The following is a 16,842-nucleotide window of genomic DNA, read 5'->3' as shown; positions in this document are numbered from 1 at the left end:
TTCAGCCGCGGAACCAGTGCTGCGGCCGGGGTTGGATGTTCTGCCAGATGTGTTTGGGTTCTCGGTACTCGTCCAGGCCGGTCGGGCCCAGCTCCCGGCCCACGCCGGAGTGCCCGAACCCACCCCATTCCGCCTGCGGCACATAGGGGTGGTAGTCGTTGATCCACACCGTGCCGTGACGCAGCCGGCGGGCGACCCGCTGGGCCTTTCCGGCGTCCTGCGTCCAGACGGCGCCGGCGAGTCCGTACTCGGTGTCGTTGGCGATGCGTACGGCGTCGTCCTCGTCGGTGAAGCGCTCCACGGTGAGCACGGGCCCGAAGGACTCCTCGTGCACCACCCGCATGTCCTGATCGCACTCGTCGAGCACGGTGGGCGGGTAGTAGTGGCCGTCGGCCAGGGCCGGGTCACCGGGGCGTTCACCACCGCAGCGCAGGACGGCGCCCTCGGCGAGTCCGGCCGCGACGTACGCCTCGACCTTCGCCAGGTGCTGCGCGGAGATCAGCGGGCCGGTCTCGGCCCGCTGATCGAAGGGGCCGCCGAGCCGGATCCGCCGGGCGCGGCGGACCACCTCGTCGACGAACCGGTCGTGCAGCGCGTCCTCGACGATCAGCCGGGCGCCGGCAGAGCAGACCTGGCCCGAATGCAGGAAGACGGCCGTGAGCGCGAAGTCCACGGCCGTCTCGAAGTCGGCGTCGGCGAAGACGACGTTGGGGTTCTTGCCGCCGAGTTCCAGCGCGACCTTCTTCACGGTCGCGGCGGCGGTGGCCATGATGCGTCTGCCGGTGTCCAGGCCGCCGGTGAAGGAGACCATGTCCACGGCGGGGTCCTCGGCGAGCGGTGCGCCCACCTCGGGCCCGGTTCCCAGGACGAGGTTGGCGGCACCGGCCGGGAGCCCGGCCTCCTCCAGTGCCTTCATCAGCAGGATGGACGTCGAGGGGGTGAGCTCACTGGGCTTGAGGACGATCGTGTTGCCCGCGAGGAGGGCGGGTGCGACCTTCCAACTCGCCTGGAGCAAGGGGTAGTTCCAGGGGGTGATCAGTCCGCACACGCCGATCGGCTCATAGACGACACGGCTGACGGCGTCGTCACGGCCGGTGTCGATCACCCGGCCGGCGTCGGTGCCGCCGAGCCCTCCGTAGTAGCGGAAGCAGGAGACGACGTCGGCGATGTCGTACTCGCTCTCCACCAGCCGTTTGCCGGTGTCCAGCGATTCGGCGCGGGCGAACGCGTCGGCGTCGCGTTCGAGGAGGTCGGCGGTGCGCAGGAGGAGCGCGCCGCGCTCGCGCTCGGAGGTGCGCGGCCAGGGCCCTTCGTCGAAGGCCCGGCGGGCCGCGGCGATGGCCGCCTCGGTGTCCGGACGGGTACCTTCGGACACGGTCACGCAGAGCGTGCCGTCGGCGGGGCAGCGGATGTCCCGGTGGCCGCCGGCCACGGGATCCCGCCATTTTCCGTCCACGTACAGGTCTGCCACGTCGGGCCCTTCGAGGGGATTTCGTTGCGCATCGCGCATCGTATTGCTTGTGGTGGAACACTCTGTAGAAGGCGGCACCCCACGTCAAGGGGTTGACCGGTGACGTTTTCGCCAAGGAGACAGCCACGAGGACGCGACGCCGGCAGGCCCGGAACGCCTTGTTTCCGGGCCGAGCGGCTGTCTGAAAACTGCTGGTTACGGCAGAGGGCGGTGCCGGTAATACGCGGCGGTGGACGGTGGCAGCGGGTCCTTCCCGAGGATGAGGTCGGCCGCCTTTTCCGCGATCATCATGACGGGCGCGTAGATGTTGCCGTTGGTGATGTAGGGCATCACCGACGCGTCGACGACACGCAGCCCCTCCACCCCGTGCACCCGCATGCTCGCCGGGTCCACGACGGCCATCTCGTCCGTGCCCATCTTGCAGGTGCAGGACGGATGCAGCGCGGTCTCGCCGTCCTTGGCGACCCAGGCGAGGATCTCCTCGTCGGTATCGACGGAGGGTCCCGGCGAGATCTCCCCGGCGTTGTACGGGGCCATGGCGGGCTGGTTGAGCAGCTCGCGGGCGACCCTGACGGCCTCGACCCACTCGCGGCGGTCCTGCTCGGTGGACAGGTAGTTGAAGCGCAGCGCGGGATGCTCGGCCGGGTCCTTGCTCTTGATCTTCACCGAGCCGATGGCGTCGGAGTACATGGGCCCGACGTGCACCTGGTAGCCGTGTCCGCCGGCGGGCACGGAGCCGTCGTAGCGGACCGCGATGGGCAGGAAGTGGAACATCAGGTTGGGGTAGGGCACGTCCTCGTTGCCGCGGACGAACCCACCCGCTTCGAAGTGGTTGGTCGCGGCGGGGCCCGTGCGGAAGAGCCACTGCAGGCCGATGAAGGGGGCGCGCCACTTCGCGAGGTACGGCTGCATGGAGACGGGCTGCTTGCAGGCGTACTGGATGTACACCTCCAGGTGGTCCTGGAGGTTCTCGCCGACACCCGGCAGATCGTGTACGACGTCGATGCCGAGCGCGCGCAGCTCCTCGGCGTTGCCGACGCCCGAGAGCTGGAGCAGCTGCGGGGAGTTGATCGCGCCTCCGCAGAGGATGATTTCGCGGGCACGCACCCGCTGGGGTCTCCCGCGACCACGCCGGTACTCGACGCCGACGGCCCGCTTGCCTTCGAAGAGGACGCGGGTGACCAGGCTGCGCGTCTTGATCGTGAGGTTGGGGCGCTTTCGCACGGGCTTGAGATAGGCCTTGGAGGCCGACAGGCGGCGGCCGCGGTGGACGTTTCGGTCGAACCTGGCGAAACCTTCCTGCCGGTAGCCGTTCACGTCGTCGGTGGGAGCGTGGCCCGCCTCCTCGGTGGCCTTCAGGAAGGCCTCGAAGAGCGGGTTGGCCCCCGGGCCGCGTTCCAGGACGAGAGGGCCGTCGTGACCGCGGAACTCGTCATCCGGGTCGGCGGCGAGACAGTTCTCCATCCGCCGGAAGTACGGCAGGCAGTGCGCGTAGTCCCAGGCCTTCATGCCCGGGTCGGCCGCCCAGCGCTCGTAGTCCATGGGGTTGCCGCGCTGGAAGATCATGCCGTTGATGCTGCTGGAACCGCCCAGCACCTTGCCTCGCGCGTGGTACACGCGCCGGCCGCCCATGTGGGGCTCCGGTTCGGACTCGTACTTCCAGTCGTAGAACCGGCTGCCGATCGGGTAGGTCAATGCCGCGGGCATGTGGATGAAGACATCCCAGGGGTAGTCGGACCTGCCCGCCTCCAGGACCAGCACCCGGTTGCCGGGGTCCGCGGAGAGCCGGTTGGCCAGCGCACTGCCGGCCGATCCACCACCGACGATGACGAAGTCGTACTGCAAGTGAGCCATGGTGCCTCGTTCGGTCGCGCCGTAGAGAATGCGCGGCATGCTAGTACTTGTATCTCTATGCGCACCAGGTTGCGAGCAACGCAACTTCTGCGGTGCCATGCCAAGCCCGTGACCTGCAACGCTTTCGGCTATGTTTAACGCCCGTATAGTTGCGTTGTGAGCAACTACCATGCAGATTCCGAGACGACGACTGCGCCGACCGGTGGGGTGCAGTCCGTCGACCGCGCCATCACCGTGCTGGAGATCCTGGCCCAGCGCGGTGAGGCCGGCGTCAGCGAGGTGGCCACCGAGATCGATGTCCACAAGTCAACCGCGTTCCGGCTGCTCGGCGCCCTGGAGGTGCGCGGCCTGGTGGAGCAGGCAGGCGAGCGCGGCAAGTACCGCCTCGGTTTCGGCATCGTCCGCCTCGCCGGCGCGGTCACCGAGCGCATCGACATCACCCAGCAGAGCCGCCCGGTCTGCGAGCGCCTCGCGGAGGAGATCGGCGAGACCGTGAACCTCGCGGTGATGCAGGAGCGTTACGCGATCAACCTGTACCAGGTGCGCGGTCCGGGTGCTGTCACGGCGTTCAACTGGGTCGGCCAGCTGACGCCGTTGCACGCCACCTCCAGCGGCAAGATCCTGCTGGCCCACATGCCGGCGAAGGAGCGTGCCGCGCTGCTGTCGGAGGTCGGCCTGAAGAAGGTGACCCCCCGCACCCTGACCGCGAAGACGAAGCTCGAGAAGAACCTCGCCGAGGCGCTCGAGCGTGGCTACTCCTGGACCCTGGAGGAGTTCGAGGTAGGACTGCACGCCATGGCCGCCCCGGTCCGCAACAGGGACGGCGACGTCATCGCGGCGATCAGCGCCTCCGGACCGGCGTACCGGCTCACCGAGGACCGCATGCACGAGCTGGCACCGGTGCTGGTCAAGGGCGCGGACGAGGTCAGCTATCGCATGGGCTACCTGGGCTGAGCCCGCCGCGCCGCCTTCGACGGGCGCCCTGCACGCCAGGTGCCGGCCCGACGTGAACCGCCGCTACCGTGGCCGCCCCGCGCCCAGACGCTCCTGGACGAAGGCGTGGAACTCACCGATGTGATGCTCGCTGGGCACGAGGACTCCGCCCTTGGTGTACAGCCGGGAGCTCATCGCGGGCTGACAGCGCTCGCACGCGTCGAAGTCCTGCCGGTTGACCCGGTCGAAGAGCTCCACCGACCGGCTGACGTCCTTGCCGCTCTCGACGACGTGTTTGAGGTAGAGCCAGTCGCACTCGACGATGGTGCGGTCCGCGGCGACCGGGTACATCCGGTGGAAGATCACATGGTCGGGCACGAGGTTGATGAACACCTGCGGCCGGACGGTGATCGCGTAGTAACGGCGGTCCTGGTCCTCGGTGACGCCTGGAATGCGGTCGAGGCCTTCGGAGCCGTCGACGGTGAAGCCCTTGACCTCGGAGCCGAACTCGGCGCCGTGTCCCACGTAGTACTGGGCGGCGTACCCGTCGGCGAACTCGGGGAGGACCTCGGTCAGTTCGGGGTGGATCGTCGCGCAGTGATAGCACTCCATGAAGTTCTCGACGATGAGTTTCCAGTTCGCCTTCACGTCGTAGACGATGCGTTTACCGACTTCGAGGTTGTCGATGTCGTAGCGCTCGATCGACTCCGTGTCGCCCAGGCGCGCGACCACATCCCCCACGACCTCGTCGAAGGGGGGCGGGTCTTCTGCGAGGCACACCCACACATAGCCGAGCCATTCCCGCGTGGCCACTGCCGCCAGGCCGTACTCGGTGCGGCCGATGTCGGGCATCTTGGTGAGGTTGGGTGCCGCGACGAGTTTGCCCGTCAGGTCGTAGGTCCAGGCGTGATAGGGGCACTGGAAGGCGCGTTTGACCTCGCCGGTCTCCGCCGTGCAGAGCTTGGCTCCGCGGTGCCGGCAGACATTGAAGAATGCACGTATGGAGTTGTCCCGCGCCCGGGTGATCAGGATGCTCTCGCGGCCCACCTCGACGGTCCGGAAGGCACCGGGCCGGGTGAGGTCGGCGGAGCGCACGGCACAGAACCACATCGCCTCGAAGATGTGTTCCTGCTCCTGGGCGAAGATCTCCGGATCCGTGTAGGAGGAACCGGGGAGGGTGGCGATCAGGCTTTCCGGCAGGCCGGTCGAGGTCACAGTGCACTCCTCGGGGAGACGAGTGGATCGGGCATGCACGCGCCGGGAAGAGCGACACCGGACGTCGTTGGTTAAGGAGCAGCGCGGCGCGCCGGCCCCTCCGCGCAACAGCGGCTGTGAGTGCGGTCTACGCCCCTGTCAGGGCGCCTTGGCCGCGAGTTGCTTGCGCCAGCGCATGAACAGCTTCGGCTGGTTCATCCCGAGTACGGCGACCGGGTGTCCGGCACGCCGGTAGACGGCCAGGACGTTGCGATCGTCCGCGGTGCCTTCCTCGATCGTCACGCTGTCGGCGCGGGCCGCGTGGCCGGCGAACTGGATTTTCACGCCGTACTGGTCGGACCAGAAGTACGGCGGCCGGGGTGTGCCCGGTTCGGACTCGCCCCAGGACAGCAGGGCGGCCACGGCCGCGTCGGGGCGCTCGCGGGCGCCGGTCCAGTGCTCGACGCGGCGGTGGGTGCCTGCGCGCGGGTCGTACCAGGAGGCGCAGTCGCCGACCGCGACCACCCCGGCCAGGCTGGTCCGGCCGTCCGCACCGCACTTGACGCCGTCGTCGAGTTCGACACCCGATCCGGCCAGCCACTCGACGCAGGGACGGGCCCCGACACCCACGACGACGATGTCGGCGGGGATGCTCCGGCCGTCCTCCATCAGGACCGCGTCGACGCGGTCCTCGCCGCTCAGCCCCTTGACGCCCACGCCGCACAACAGGTGTACGCCGTGGTCCGCGTGGAGGGCGGAGACGATGCGCCCCATGGCCGCGCCGAGCGGTCCGGCCAGTGGTGTGGGCGCCGCCTCGACGATGGTCACGTCGAGGCCGAGAGCATAGGCGGTGGAGGCGACCTCGGCACCGATGAAGCCGCCGCCGATCACGACCAGGCGTCCGCCTTGTGCCAGTTCGTCCCGCAGGGCGCGGGCGTCGTCCAGTGTGCGCAGGGTGTGCACACCGGCCAGTCCGTCCATGCCGGGCAGGGTCCGGGCGGCGGCACCGGTGGCGATGACGATGCCGTCGGCTCGCACTTCCCGGCCGTCGGTGAGCCGCACGGCGCGGGGCGTGGTGTCGAGTCCGGCGGCGCGGGCTCCGAGCAGCCACTCCGCCTGCAAGTCCTCGTCGTCCGGCTCCAGCGCGAGATCGGCTTCACTCATGCCGCCGACCAGGAACTCCTTGGACAGTGGCGGCCTGTCGTACGGGCGATGGATCTCGTCGCCGATGACGACCAGCCGTCCGTCGTATCCCTGTTTCCGCAACGAGCGCGCCGCCGACAGACCGGCCAGCGACGCGCCCACCACGGCCACGGTCCTCACGCGACGCCCCCCACGAGCCGGGCGGCGATGCAGGGAGGCAGGTTCGGAGCTGCCGTGGACAGCCGGACGTAGATCATGCCGTCCTCGACGAGGACCTCGTGCGTGCGCACCGGGAGCTTGGCCGGCGGGGCGTCGACGGCTCCCGTCTTGAGGTTGAACTTCGAGGCGTGCAGCGGGCATTCGACCTCACAGCCCTCCAGCCAGCCGTCGGCGAGCGAGGCGTCCTGGTGGGTGCATGTGTCGTCGATGGCGAAGAGTTCGCCGTCGTCGGTGTGGAACACCGAGACCGGCGGGTCGATGTCGAGCCTGTGGGCCTCGCCTCGGGGCAGATCCACGAGACGGCACGCGGCAATCATCATGACACCTCGGTGCGTATAGCGGAACGGATTGCGGTGAACGCAACGCCAGTTTGAGGGCGCCCACAAACCCTTGTCAAGGAGTTCACGGGCCCCCTGACGCCCATATTTTGTGTTGCACATCACGCAACTGCCTGCACCATAGGAAACGCAGGTCAGAGCGGAGCGCCTCTCAGAACTGGGGCATCGGCAGCGGCGTCGCCGCGGATTCGAGGCCCCACCGAGCGGCCACGCGCACCGCGTCGGCCGTCGAGGCGACGTCGTGGACGCGCACGCACCAGGCCCCCTGCGCAGCGGCCAGGACCGACACCGCGGAGGTGGCCGCGTCCCGCAGGTGCGCCGGGCGGGGCCGCCCTGTCTCCGGGTCGGCGAGCAGGTGACCCAGAAAGGACTTCCGCGCCGCACCCACCAGGACCGGCCGGCCGAGCGCGACGACCTCCCGGAGACGGCCGAGCAGCCGCCAGTTGTGCTCGGCGTGCTTGGCGAACCCGAGTCCCGGGTCGACGATGAGACAGTCCGCCGGGACCCCGGCGTGCAAGGCCGCGTCGACTCTCGCCCGCAACTCGTCGACCACGTCGGTGACGACGTCGTCGTACACGGCGTTCGCCTGCATCCCCGCGGAGTGCCCGCGCCAGTGCATGAGCACGTAGGGCGTACCGGCCCGCGCCATCAGCGGCAGCATCTCCGGGTCGGCGAGCCCGCCGGAGACGTCGTTGACCAGGGCGGCGCCGGCCTCGATGGCACGGGCGGCGACCTCGGCCCGCATGGTGTCGACACTGACCGTCGCACCCGCGGCGGCGAGTTCGCGGACGACCGGCAGCACGCGCCGCAGTTCCTCCTCGACGGCCGGGCGCGCGGCGCCGGGACGGGTCGACTCGCCACCCACGTCCAGGATGTCCGCGCCCTCGTCGAGAAGCGCGAGGCCGTGCGTGACGGCCCGTTCCGGATCGAACCACCGCCCGCCGTCGGAGAACGAGTCGGGCGTGACGTTCACGATGCCCATCACCAGGGTCCGGTCGAGGCGGGGAAGTCCTCGCGGATGGAGCGCGGGAGCGGCCTGGCCGGGCCGGGCGGCGGTGCTCACGCGACTCGGAGCTGGTCGACGAGACGGCGTGCGGAAATCATCATGGGACCTGTTGACCTCGTTGCGCATAGAGGAACAATGTGCGATTTGAGCAACGAGTCTGAGGACGGCCGCGCGACACTGTCAAGGCAGGTGGAGGGACTCGGCCCCGCCATGCGGCCTCGACGCCAGAGCGAGCAGCCGAGAGGCCTTCAGTTCGGTCTCGGCCCACTCCCGCCCGGGGTCGGACCCCCAGGTGATGCCGGCGCCCGTACCGAAGCGCAGCACCGGCCCCGCCGGGGCGGCACGGTCGATCCAGAAGGTGCGGATGCCCACGGCCAGTTCACCGGTCCCCCGGTCGGCGTCGACCCAGCCGATGGCGCCGCAGTACGGGCCGCGGGGCGCGGTCTCCAGGGCGTCGATGATGCGCAGTGCGCTGGTTTTGGGCGCGCCGGTCACGGAACCCGGTGGGAAGGTCCCGGCCATCAGCTCGGGCCAGCCCGCGCCCTGCGCCAGTTCCCCGCGCACGGTGGAGACGAGATGCACCAGGCCCGGGTGCCGCTCGACGGCGCACAGGGCCGGGACGGTCACGGATCCGGTGGCGCAGACCCGCCCCAGGTCGTTGCGGACCAGGTCCACGATCATCACGTTCTCGGCGTGGTCCTTCTCGAGCAGATCGTCCGCCGTACGGCCCGTGCCTTTGATCGGCCCGGACTCCACGGTCCGGCCGGTGCGACGCAGGAAGAGTTCGGGCGAGGCGGTGGCCACTTCGACGCCGTGCGTGGGAAGCCGGACCGTACCGGCGTAGGGCGCGGGGTTGCCGCGGGCGAGCAGCGCGGTGAGCGCGTCGATGTCGGCGGCGGCCGGGTCGGGCAGGGGTGCGGAGAGCACGCGGCAGAGATTGGCCTGGTAGACGTCGCCCGCCGCGATGTGCTCGCGGATGCGGCGCACGCCCGCGGTGTAGGCGGTGCGGTCCAGCGACGAGGTCCAGTCGCCGACGGCCGGGCCCCGCCAGGCCCCGGTCTGCGGAGCGGGCACCTGGGCGGGACGCAGCCGGCCGAACCGGGCGCAGACCAGGCGGCCTTCGAAGTCCGCGACGACCGTCCAGAAGCCGGAGGAGTCCAGGGCGGCGGGATCGCTGGTCACATCACGCAGATCAGCGGCGACGAGGCCGCCGAAGCGGGCCATCGGGGCGGGAGCGTACACGGCGGTTCGTCCAGGGCCGGCGGGGCGGATGGTCCTTGGTCATGACGGTCGTTCCTGGCCGCGACGGCCGAGGACACGGCCACGACGGCCGAGGACACGGCCACGACGGCCGAGGACAGGGCCACGACGGCCGGGTACGCCGGCATGCCGACCAGGTACACGGGCATGCCGACGGGCTCGCGGGATGCCGGCCAGGGGCGGGCTCTCGTTCGCGGGTCTCGAGCGAGGAGACACGCGGGCACTCGACCGCCCCCGGCCGGTCCGGCGGCGCCCTGTCACCAGCCGCGGGCGGCCCACTCCTGAAGGTGCGGTGCCTCCGCCTCGACGGTCGTCGTCTCGCCGTGTCCGGTGTGGACGACCGTCTCGCCCGGGAGGGTCAGCAGCCGGTCACCGATGGAGCCGATGATCGTGCCGAAGTCGCTGTACGAGCGCCCGGTCGCGCCGGGGCCTCCGGCGAACAGCGTGTCACCACTGAACAGTGCGCCCAGTTCGGGTGCGTACAGGCACACGGCACCCGGAGCGTGTCCGGGTGTGTGGAGGACACGCAGGCCGATGCCCGCCACCATGAGTTCGTCACCGTCGGCGAGCGGCCTGTCGGGCCGCCGGCCGGGGTGCACCATCTTCCAGAGCACCTGGTCGTCAGGGTGCAGGAGAATGGGCGCACCCGTGGCCAGAGCGACGTCCGGCGCGGCGCGCACATGGTCGTCGTGGGCGTGGGTGCACACGATGGCCGACAGGCGACGGTCACCGACGGCCGCCAGGACGGCGTCGGAATCGTGCGCCGCGTCGATGACGACCACCTCGTCGTCGTCACCGATGATCCAGACGTTGTTGTCGACGTCCCAGGTCCCGCCGTCGAGGCTGAAGGTCCCGCTGGTGACGAGGTGTTCGATGCGCGGTGCGCCGGCCATCACAGCACCACCACCGAGCGCAGCACGTCGCCGCGGTGCATCTTCTCGAACGCCTCTTCCACGTCACCGAGGCCGATGGTCTCGGAGACGAACGCGTCCAGGTCGAAACGGCCTCCCAGATACAGGTCGATGAGGGCGGGGAAGTCGCGCGAGGGCAGGCAGTCGCCGTACCAGCTGGACTTCAGCGAGCCGCCCCGGCCGAAGACGTCGAGCAGGGGCAGCTCCACCTTCATCTCCGGGGTGGGCACGCCGACCAGCACGACCGTGCCGGCCAGGTCGCGGGCGTAGAAGGCCTGCCGGTACGTCTCGGGGCGGCCGACGGCGTCCACGACGACGTCCGCGCCGAAGCCGCCCGTCAGCTCGCGCACCGCTTCCACGACGTCGCCCTTGGCCCCGTCGACCGTGTGGGTGGCCCCCATGGCCATGGCCCGGTCCAGCTTGCGCTGGTCGATGTCGACGGCGATGACCTTGCTCGCCCCGGCCAGCCTCGCCCCCGCTACGGCGGCCATTCCGACCCCGCCGCAGCCGATGACGGCGACGGAGTCGCCCCGGCCGACGGCGCCGGTGTTCACGGCCGCGCCGAAGCCGGCCATGACGCCGCACCCGAGCAGACCGGCTGCCGCCGCCGGGGCCGCAGGATCCACCTTGGTGCACTGCCCTGCGGCGACCAGCGTCTTCTCCGCGAACGCGCCGATGCCGAGTGCCGGCGAGAGCGGGGTGCCGTCGAGCAGCGTCATCGGTTGTGTCGCGTTGTGGGTGGCGAAGCAGTACCAGGGCTTGCCCTTGCTGCAAGCCCGGCACTGGCCGCACACCGCACGCCAGTTGAGGATGACGAAGTCACCGGGCTCGACGCCGGTGACTCCCTCCCCGACCGCCTCGACGCGGCCTGCCGCCTCGTGCCCCAGAAGGAAGGGGAAGTCGTCGTTGATCCCACCCTCGCGGTAGTGGAGATCGGTATGACAGACGCCGCACGCCTCGACCTTGACCAGCGCCTCACCCGGACCCGGATCCGGGACGACGATCGTCTCGACGGAGACGGGTGCGCCCTTCTTCCGGGCGACGACGGCACGAACCTCGTGAGCCATGAGCTGCTCCTCAAGCGGGAAACCCTCGCGAGTGCGTTGCCTCATTCGCTACACGCACCGCTATACGCAACTGAGCATCGTGGAGAAGCACGCCGACGGTCAAGGGGTTGACGCCAACCGGGACGACTCGGCCGGTTCCGTCGGAGCGGGAAACCGACGAAGAGGCTCGCCACAGGCACACATGAGGGACCGCGCCCCTCGGACACTCCGGGGAGGCGGCCCTCACGTTCGTCTGATTCCGGCCGAGTCGCGCTCCTTCCGGTTCGGCCGGCCGGGCAGCTCAGCCAGCGGGCTGCGAGTCCGCCATGGCCTCGGCCGGCCGTACACCGTCGTCCGGCCCCGGCTCGCCGGCGGCGTCGTCGGCGTCGGCGGCATCGGCGTCGGCGTCGGCGTCGGCGAGGCCTTCCTGTTCCACCGGCGGGGCGGGGATCGGCTCGGCGCGCAGCGCCTTCACGAGGGAGACGCACAGGCCGATCATCACGAAGAGGAACGGGAACGCGGCGATGATGGCCACCTGCTTGACCGCCTCCAGGCCTCCGGCCATCAGCAGCACGGCCGCGACCAGACCGGTCAGCGCACCCCAGAGGATCACGACGAGGCGACCGGGGGCCATGTTGCCCCGGCAGGAGAGCATGCCGAGGACCACGGATGCCGCATCCGCGCCGCTCACGAAGAACAGGCCGACCAGAACGATCACCAGGACCGAGGTGACGGGGAACCAGGGAAGGTTCTGCAGGGTGGCGAAGAGGCCCGCTTCCTCGCCCTTGGCGACCGCCGCGGCCAGGTGACCGCCGTGCATCTCCTGGTTCAGGGCGGTCCCGCCGAGGATCGCGAACCACACGACACTCACCAGGCTCGGCGCGATGATCACACCGACGATGAACTCCCGAATGGTACGCCCGCGGGAGATCCGGGCGATGAAGGTCCCGACGAACGGCGTCCAGGAGATCCACCACGCCCAGTAGAAGACCGTCCAGTCGGAGAGCCATTCACCGCCGCCGAAGGCACCCGTCGTGAAACTCATCTTCGGCAGCGAGGCCAGATAGCCGCCCAGCGCCTCGGTCTGGCTCTCCAGGATGAACACCGTGGGGCCCACCACGAAGACGAAGAGCAGCAGGACGGCGGCGAGAATCATGTTGCCGTTGCTCAGCCACTGGATGCCGCGGTGCACGCCGGAGAGAGCGGAGAGCACGAACAGGACGGTGAGGACCGCGATGATCGATACGGCCAGCGCGGTGGAGTCGGGGACGCCCCAGACCTCTTTCAGGCCTCGGTTGACCTGGAGCGCGCCCAGCCCGAGGGAGACGGCTGAACCGAAGAGGGTGGCGAAGATCGCCAGAATGTCGATGGACTTGCCCAGTGGCCCGTCCACCCGGTCGCCCAGCAGTGGGCGGAAGGCGGAGCTGATCAGGCTGTTGCCGCTCTTGCGGAAACCGAAGTAGGCGAGCGCCAGCCCGGCGACGGCGTACATCGCCCAGGGGTGGATCGCCCAGTGGAAGTACGAGTACTCCAACGCCAGGCGGGCGGCGTCCTCGCTGCCCGCCTTCGCGGAGCCGGGCGGCGGGCTGGACATATGCATGATCGGCTCGCTCGCTCCGTAGAACATGAGACCGATCCCCATGCCGGCGCTGAACATCATCGCCACCCAGGACACGGTGCTGAACTCCGGGCGCTCCCCGTCTCTGCCGAGCCGGATGGAGCCGAACCGGCTGAACGCGATCACCGTCGCCAGCACCACGAACCCGGAACTCGTCAGGACGAACAGCCAGCCGAAGTTGTCGATGATCCGGCCCAGAGTCGTCTCGGCGACCGTGGCGAGACTGTCGGTGAAGAACACCCCCCAAGCGACGAACAGGGCGGACAGCGTGACCGATACATAGAGGACGGCCGGATCCACCCGTGCGAGGGCCGATGTCGTTTTCTTCGTCGTCGCGGTAGTCATCCGCAGCCTTCCGACAGGGGACGGGGGTGGCGGGTCTGCATGGGGTGGCGGGTCTGCATCCCCGTGATGAGCACCGCGGGCGGGCGGTGCGCAACACGCAACTTCGAGCTCGATGTGCAACACAGTTCCTGTCATGTATCGGGTGCGTCAACCCCCTGTACACCGACCTTTCTCGCCACGCCCAGCGCGGGAGAGGGCGTCGTGGCGGAGCGTGCCGAGCAGGCTCTCGGTGCTGGTGTCGATGCCGAGGGCGGCGACTGGTGTGTCAGGAACTCGCGGTCGCGGGCGGGGAGGAAGCCGGCTCCAGGCGGACACAGCAGTGGCCGGGGCTGGGCGCCAGGCATGCGTGGAGACTGCTGTCGTCGAGTCCTTCGAGGACGCCCCGGAGGAGGTGGAGGTTCATGCCGCACACCGTCTGGGTGTGTTCGCGGGCGAGCGCGTGGAAGGGGCAGTTGCCCAGCACGATCGCGTCACCGTCACGGCGGGGCTCGAACCCGTACCTCTCCAGAAGGTCGAACACGCCGGTGCCGCCCTGCCCGGCGAGCTGGGCGCCGAGTTGGTGGGCCTTTCGGTGCAGGACGGCGCGGACCGGTTCGCCCGTGACCTCGGATTCCTCCATGGCCTGGGCGAGGAGCCGTCCGGCCAGCTCGTAGCGCCGCTCGGGCAGGCTGACGGTGACCTGCCTGGCGGAGCGCTTGTAGAGCTTGGCCGGCCTGCCCGCTCCCGGCCCGGTGCGGCCGCTGCGCCGTTCGTAGACGACGTCGAGGAGTGCTTCGTCGGCCAGGCGGTCCAGGTGGAAGGCCGCGGTCTGGCGCGCCAGACCGAGAGCGGCGGCGGCTTCGTCGCGGCCGACCGGCCCCGGCTGGCGCACGACGTGGTCGTACAGCCGCCTGCGGGTCGGCTCGTCCAGGGCGGCGACGGCGGAGACGTCGGGGCGGGGCGCTTCTTTCGGGTGGTCCACGAACACCAGTGTAAAACCCACAGCCATTGACTAAAGAAGCCTTCCGCGCTTCTATCGTTAGTGAGAGTTGTCAATAGAAGGAACGGTGCGTCATGACGTCCCCAACCCACACCGCCCCGTCCGCCGCGCCAAGGCGGGCCGTGCTCAGCGACCCCGGCTACCAGGCGTTCGTCATCCTGCGCGCCGGGTTCACCGTGGCGCCGATCCTGTTCGGGCTGGACAAGTTCGCCAACCTGCTCGTGGACTGGCCCACCTACCTCGCGCCGTGGATCGACGACGTCGTGCCCGGCAGCGCCCAGGCGGCCATGTACGCCGTGGGTGTCGTCGAGATCGTCGCCGGTCTCGCCGTCGCTCTCGCCCCGCGCTTCGGCGGCTGGCTGGTGGCCGGATGGCTGGCCGGCATCATCGTCAACCTGCTGACCATCCCGGGGTACTACGACATCGCGCTGCGCGACTTCGGCCTCCTGCTCGGCGCGGTCGCCCTCGCCCGGCTCGCCCAGCGCTACCACCGCGAGCGGCAGCCGCACTGACACGGCTGCCCGGACGGGTGAGGCGGGTGAGCACCGAGCGGCTCACCCGCCTCGCGCGCCCGATCCCCGGCCGGGTCAGGTGCGGCCGGACGGCTGCCGGGATGGGATGCGGTGGTGGAGCGGCGATCGCCACGGGGGCGGCGGTGAGGACGGAGGAGTACGTACCGACCACGAGGCCGATGAGCAGGGCCAGGGCGAAGTCGGTCAGCGAGGACCCGCCGAGCACGGCGAGGGCGGTGAGGATGAACGCGGCGCCGATGCCGGTGTTCACGGTCCGGGGCAGGGTCTGCAGGATGGCCTGGTCGGTGATGTCCGGTAGCGGTGCCCCGGGATACTTGCGGGCGAGTTCCCTGACGCGGTCGAAGAGCACCACGGAGTCGTTGACCGAGTAGCCGATGACGGTGAGCAGGGCCGCCAGGAACACGCCGTCGACGGGCCTGCCGAGCCAGGCGAAGACGCCGACGAGGATCACCACGTCGTGGGCGAGGGCGACGACCGCCGCCGTGCCGAACACCCACCGGAAGCGTGCCGCGAGGTAGACGAACTGGGCGCCGAGAGCCACGGCGAGCGCGATCAGGGCGCCCCGGCGCAGCTCCTCGCCCAGGCTGGGGCCGACGAGTTCGTCGCGGACCTTGTCCGCCCGGCCCGCGAGATCGCGCACGGTGCAGGTGACCTCGGCATTGGTCAGGCGGGCGACCCGGCGCGGCGGGTGGCCATAGTCCTCGACGACAAGGTCATCTCCTCGCCGCAGGTCGACCCCTCCGTCGCCTGCCGGACCGGCATCCGTGACGGTGCCACACAGATCACGGGCTCCTTCGGCCCGCAGGAGGCCCGCGAACTCTCCCTGCTCGTCAACGGCGGGGCCCTGCCCGTGCCCGTCGAGACCGTGGAGCAGCGCACCGTCGGCCCGACCCTCGGGGCGCAGGCCATCACCGCCTCGCCGGTGAGCCGGGCCCAGCCGGCGCGGCCGCCGCCCTCGAAGTCGACGGTGACGTGCCATCCGGCGCCGCCCTGCTGGACGAACCGGGCGGCGGCCTCCCTGACGTCCTCGCCGGTCAGGGCCGCGGCCCCGAGGCGCAGCGGCGTGCCGGACTCGTCGGGCAGGACGTGTTCCGGTGGCCGCTTCGGCAGCGGCCGGGAGGCGTCGCCGGTGCTGTCGGCGGTGCCGAGCACCGGGTGGAAGGTGAGCTGGGCGGTACGGCCCAGGACGTCGGCCGCCTGCTTCGGGTCCTGCACACCGGGCAGTTCGACGATGATCCGGTTCTCGCCGGAGCGGACGAGGGTGGGTTCGGCGACGCCGAGCCCGTCGATACGGCCGCGCAGCACCTCCAGGGTGCGGTCGGTGGCCTCACTGTCGGCGTCGGTGGTGGGGGTGGAGCGGGTCTGCGGTACGAGCTGCGTACCGCCGCGCAGGTCGAGTCCGAGGCGGACCGGCACGGTGACGGCGATGTACAGGGACAGGGCGATCACGGCGAGGGCGAGCAGCGCCCTCACAGGGAACGGTTCAACGGGTGCCTCCGGCAGGCGCACCGCGGCCACGCAGAAGCGGCCGGGGTGCTGTCGAGGAGAGGGAAAGGGGATGTCAGATGCCGGAGGTCGCCGGGGGCGCTCGCCCACGGTCATGGAGTGTGTGAGGACTCGAGGAGGAGGTGTGCGCGGCCGGCGCCGGGAGCCACGCGGCGCCGGGCGGGGTGACGTCCGTGCCGGGGGCGCAGGTCGCGAGGAGGCCGCGCGGGGCAGGATGCTCGCTGTGCTGCTCCTGGCGGGTTGCCGCCCGGACGGCGCAGACGGTGTCGCGCCCGTCGTCGGCACGCCGCTCGGTGTCCCCCTGCCGGCCGGCCCCTGCCACCGCGCCGGCCACCGGCTCGCCCGTCGCACCGGGCAGTGGACCGGCGATGCCGAGCGCGGCCAGCAGCACCAGCACCACGGCCGCCAGTACCGCGACGCGGGGCCGGGCGCTGCCGGTACCGGGGGCGGTGCGCGCGGTGCGGTGCATACACCGTCCCCCCTTCT

The 16,842-nt window shown here is 70.5% G+C and carries 14 protein-coding genes and 3 pseudogenes; 3 read left to right on the top strand and 14 right to left on the bottom strand.

Annotated elements, in window-relative coordinates:
- Window position 1: 1 nt before the first annotated feature.
- The gene (locus ACIBNA_RS40510) at window positions 2–1,471 is read right to left on the bottom strand and encodes an aldehyde dehydrogenase family protein (RefSeq protein WP_399170304.1); all 1,470 of its coding nucleotides are present in this window, start codon (window positions 1,469–1,471) and stop codon (window positions 2–4) included.
- Between the two features lie 195 nt (window positions 1,472–1,666).
- Window positions 1,667–3,325 carry a choline dehydrogenase gene (betA, locus tag ACIBNA_RS40505; protein WP_399170326.1) on the bottom strand — a complete coding sequence of 553 codons (1,659 nt, stop codon included), beginning with the start codon at window positions 3,323–3,325 and terminating at the stop codon, window positions 1,667–1,669.
- Between the two features lie 207 nt (window positions 3,326–3,532).
- Here betA and ACIBNA_RS40500 point away from each other — a divergent pair, with 207 nt between their 5' ends.
- Window positions 3,533–4,279, top strand: coding sequence for an IclR family transcriptional regulator (locus ACIBNA_RS40500; RefSeq protein WP_399170325.1), 747 nt, complete (start codon window positions 3,533–3,535; stop codon window positions 4,277–4,279).
- 63 nt (window positions 4,280–4,342) lie between these two features.
- Here ACIBNA_RS40500 and ACIBNA_RS40495 read toward each other — a convergent pair whose 3' ends face one another.
- The 9 genes from ACIBNA_RS40495 to ACIBNA_RS40455 form a co-directional block, all read right to left on the bottom strand.
- Window positions 4,343–5,473 carry an aromatic ring-hydroxylating dioxygenase subunit alpha gene (locus tag ACIBNA_RS40495; RefSeq protein ID WP_399170303.1) on the bottom strand — a complete coding sequence of 377 codons (1,131 nt, stop codon included), beginning with the start codon at window positions 5,471–5,473 and terminating at the stop codon, window positions 4,343–4,345.
- A 138-nt stretch (window positions 5,474–5,611) separates the two neighbouring features.
- Entirely contained in the window at window positions 5,612–6,775 is a 1,164-nt protein-coding gene (locus ACIBNA_RS40490; protein WP_399170302.1) for an NAD(P)/FAD-dependent oxidoreductase, read from the bottom strand.
- Window positions 6,772–7,134, bottom strand: a complete 363-nt coding sequence (locus tag ACIBNA_RS40485) for a bifunctional 3-phenylpropionate/cinnamic acid dioxygenase ferredoxin subunit (protein ID WP_306960187.1) — start codon at window positions 7,132–7,134, stop codon at window positions 6,772–6,774. Before ACIBNA_RS40485 ends, ACIBNA_RS40490 begins: the two co-directional genes overlap by 4 nt.
- Window positions 7,135–7,303: 169 nt before the next feature.
- Window positions 7,304–8,134: a dihydropteroate synthase gene (gene folP / locus ACIBNA_RS40480; RefSeq protein WP_399170324.1), complete on the bottom strand. Its 831-nt coding sequence runs from the start codon at window positions 8,132–8,134 to the stop codon at window positions 7,304–7,306.
- Between the two features lie 204 nt (window positions 8,135–8,338).
- A complete protein-coding gene (locus tag ACIBNA_RS40475) occupies window positions 8,339–9,400 on the bottom strand; it encodes a chorismate-binding protein (RefSeq protein ID WP_399170301.1) in 1,062 nt (353 codons plus the stop codon).
- A 275-nt stretch (window positions 9,401–9,675) separates the two neighbouring features.
- Complete coding sequence (locus ACIBNA_RS40470) at window positions 9,676–10,311, bottom strand: MBL fold metallo-hydrolase (protein ID WP_399170300.1); 636 nt, start codon at window positions 10,309–10,311, stop codon at window positions 9,676–9,678.
- Window positions 10,311–11,396 (bottom strand): S-(hydroxymethyl)mycothiol dehydrogenase, encoded by a 1,086-nt coding sequence (locus ACIBNA_RS40465; protein WP_399170299.1) that lies wholly within the window; start codon window positions 11,394–11,396, stop codon window positions 10,311–10,313. The genes ACIBNA_RS40470 and ACIBNA_RS40465 overlap by 1 nt, the downstream gene beginning before the upstream one ends.
- A gap of 280 nt (window positions 11,397–11,676) precedes the next feature.
- Window positions 11,677–13,338, bottom strand: a complete 1,662-nt coding sequence (locus ACIBNA_RS40460) for a BCCT family transporter (protein WP_399170298.1) — start codon at window positions 13,336–13,338, stop codon at window positions 11,677–11,679.
- A gap of 265 nt (window positions 13,339–13,603) precedes the next feature.
- Complete coding sequence (locus ACIBNA_RS40455) at window positions 13,604–14,305, bottom strand: helix-turn-helix transcriptional regulator (RefSeq protein WP_399170323.1); 702 nt, start codon at window positions 14,303–14,305, stop codon at window positions 13,604–13,606.
- Between the two features lie 86 nt (window positions 14,306–14,391).
- Between ACIBNA_RS40455 and ACIBNA_RS40450 the strand changes: the two genes are divergently transcribed.
- Window positions 14,392–14,829: a hypothetical protein gene (locus ACIBNA_RS40450; protein WP_399170297.1), complete on the top strand. Its 438-nt coding sequence runs from the start codon at window positions 14,392–14,394 to the stop codon at window positions 14,827–14,829.
- Window positions 14,830–14,953: 124 nt separating this feature from the next.
- Here ACIBNA_RS40450 and secF read toward each other — a convergent pair.
- Window positions 14,954–15,508, bottom strand: a pseudogene (gene secF, locus ACIBNA_RS40445) (protein translocase subunit SecF); the annotation flags it as partial.
- Between the two features lie 30 nt (window positions 15,509–15,538).
- On the opposite strand from secF, the pseudogene ACIBNA_RS40440 reads away from it, so the two are divergent.
- Window positions 15,539–15,643 (top strand): annotated as a pseudogene (locus tag ACIBNA_RS40440) (hypothetical protein); the annotation flags it as partial.
- A gap of 416 nt (window positions 15,644–16,059) precedes the next feature.
- On the opposite strand, the pseudogene ACIBNA_RS40435 reads toward ACIBNA_RS40440, so the two are convergent.
- Both ACIBNA_RS40435 and ACIBNA_RS40430 read right to left on the bottom strand, forming a co-directional pair.
- Window positions 16,060–16,452 (bottom strand): annotated as a pseudogene (locus ACIBNA_RS40435) (hypothetical protein); the annotation flags it as partial.
- Entirely contained in the window at window positions 16,412–16,825 is a 414-nt protein-coding gene (locus ACIBNA_RS40430; protein WP_399170295.1) for a hypothetical protein, read from the bottom strand. The gene ACIBNA_RS40430 and the pseudogene ACIBNA_RS40435, both read right to left, overlap by 41 nt.
- Window positions 16,826–16,842 lie beyond the last annotated feature (17 nt).

Origin of the sequence: Streptomyces sp. NPDC050164 (assembly GCF_044459945.1) — a bacterium.
Classification (GTDB): domain Bacteria; phylum Actinomycetota; class Actinomycetes; order Streptomycetales; family Streptomycetaceae; genus Streptomyces; species Streptomyces coeruleorubidus_A.
The sequence above is the reverse complement of the archived record's forward strand: the minus strand, read 5'-3'. Positions and strand labels throughout refer to the sequence as shown.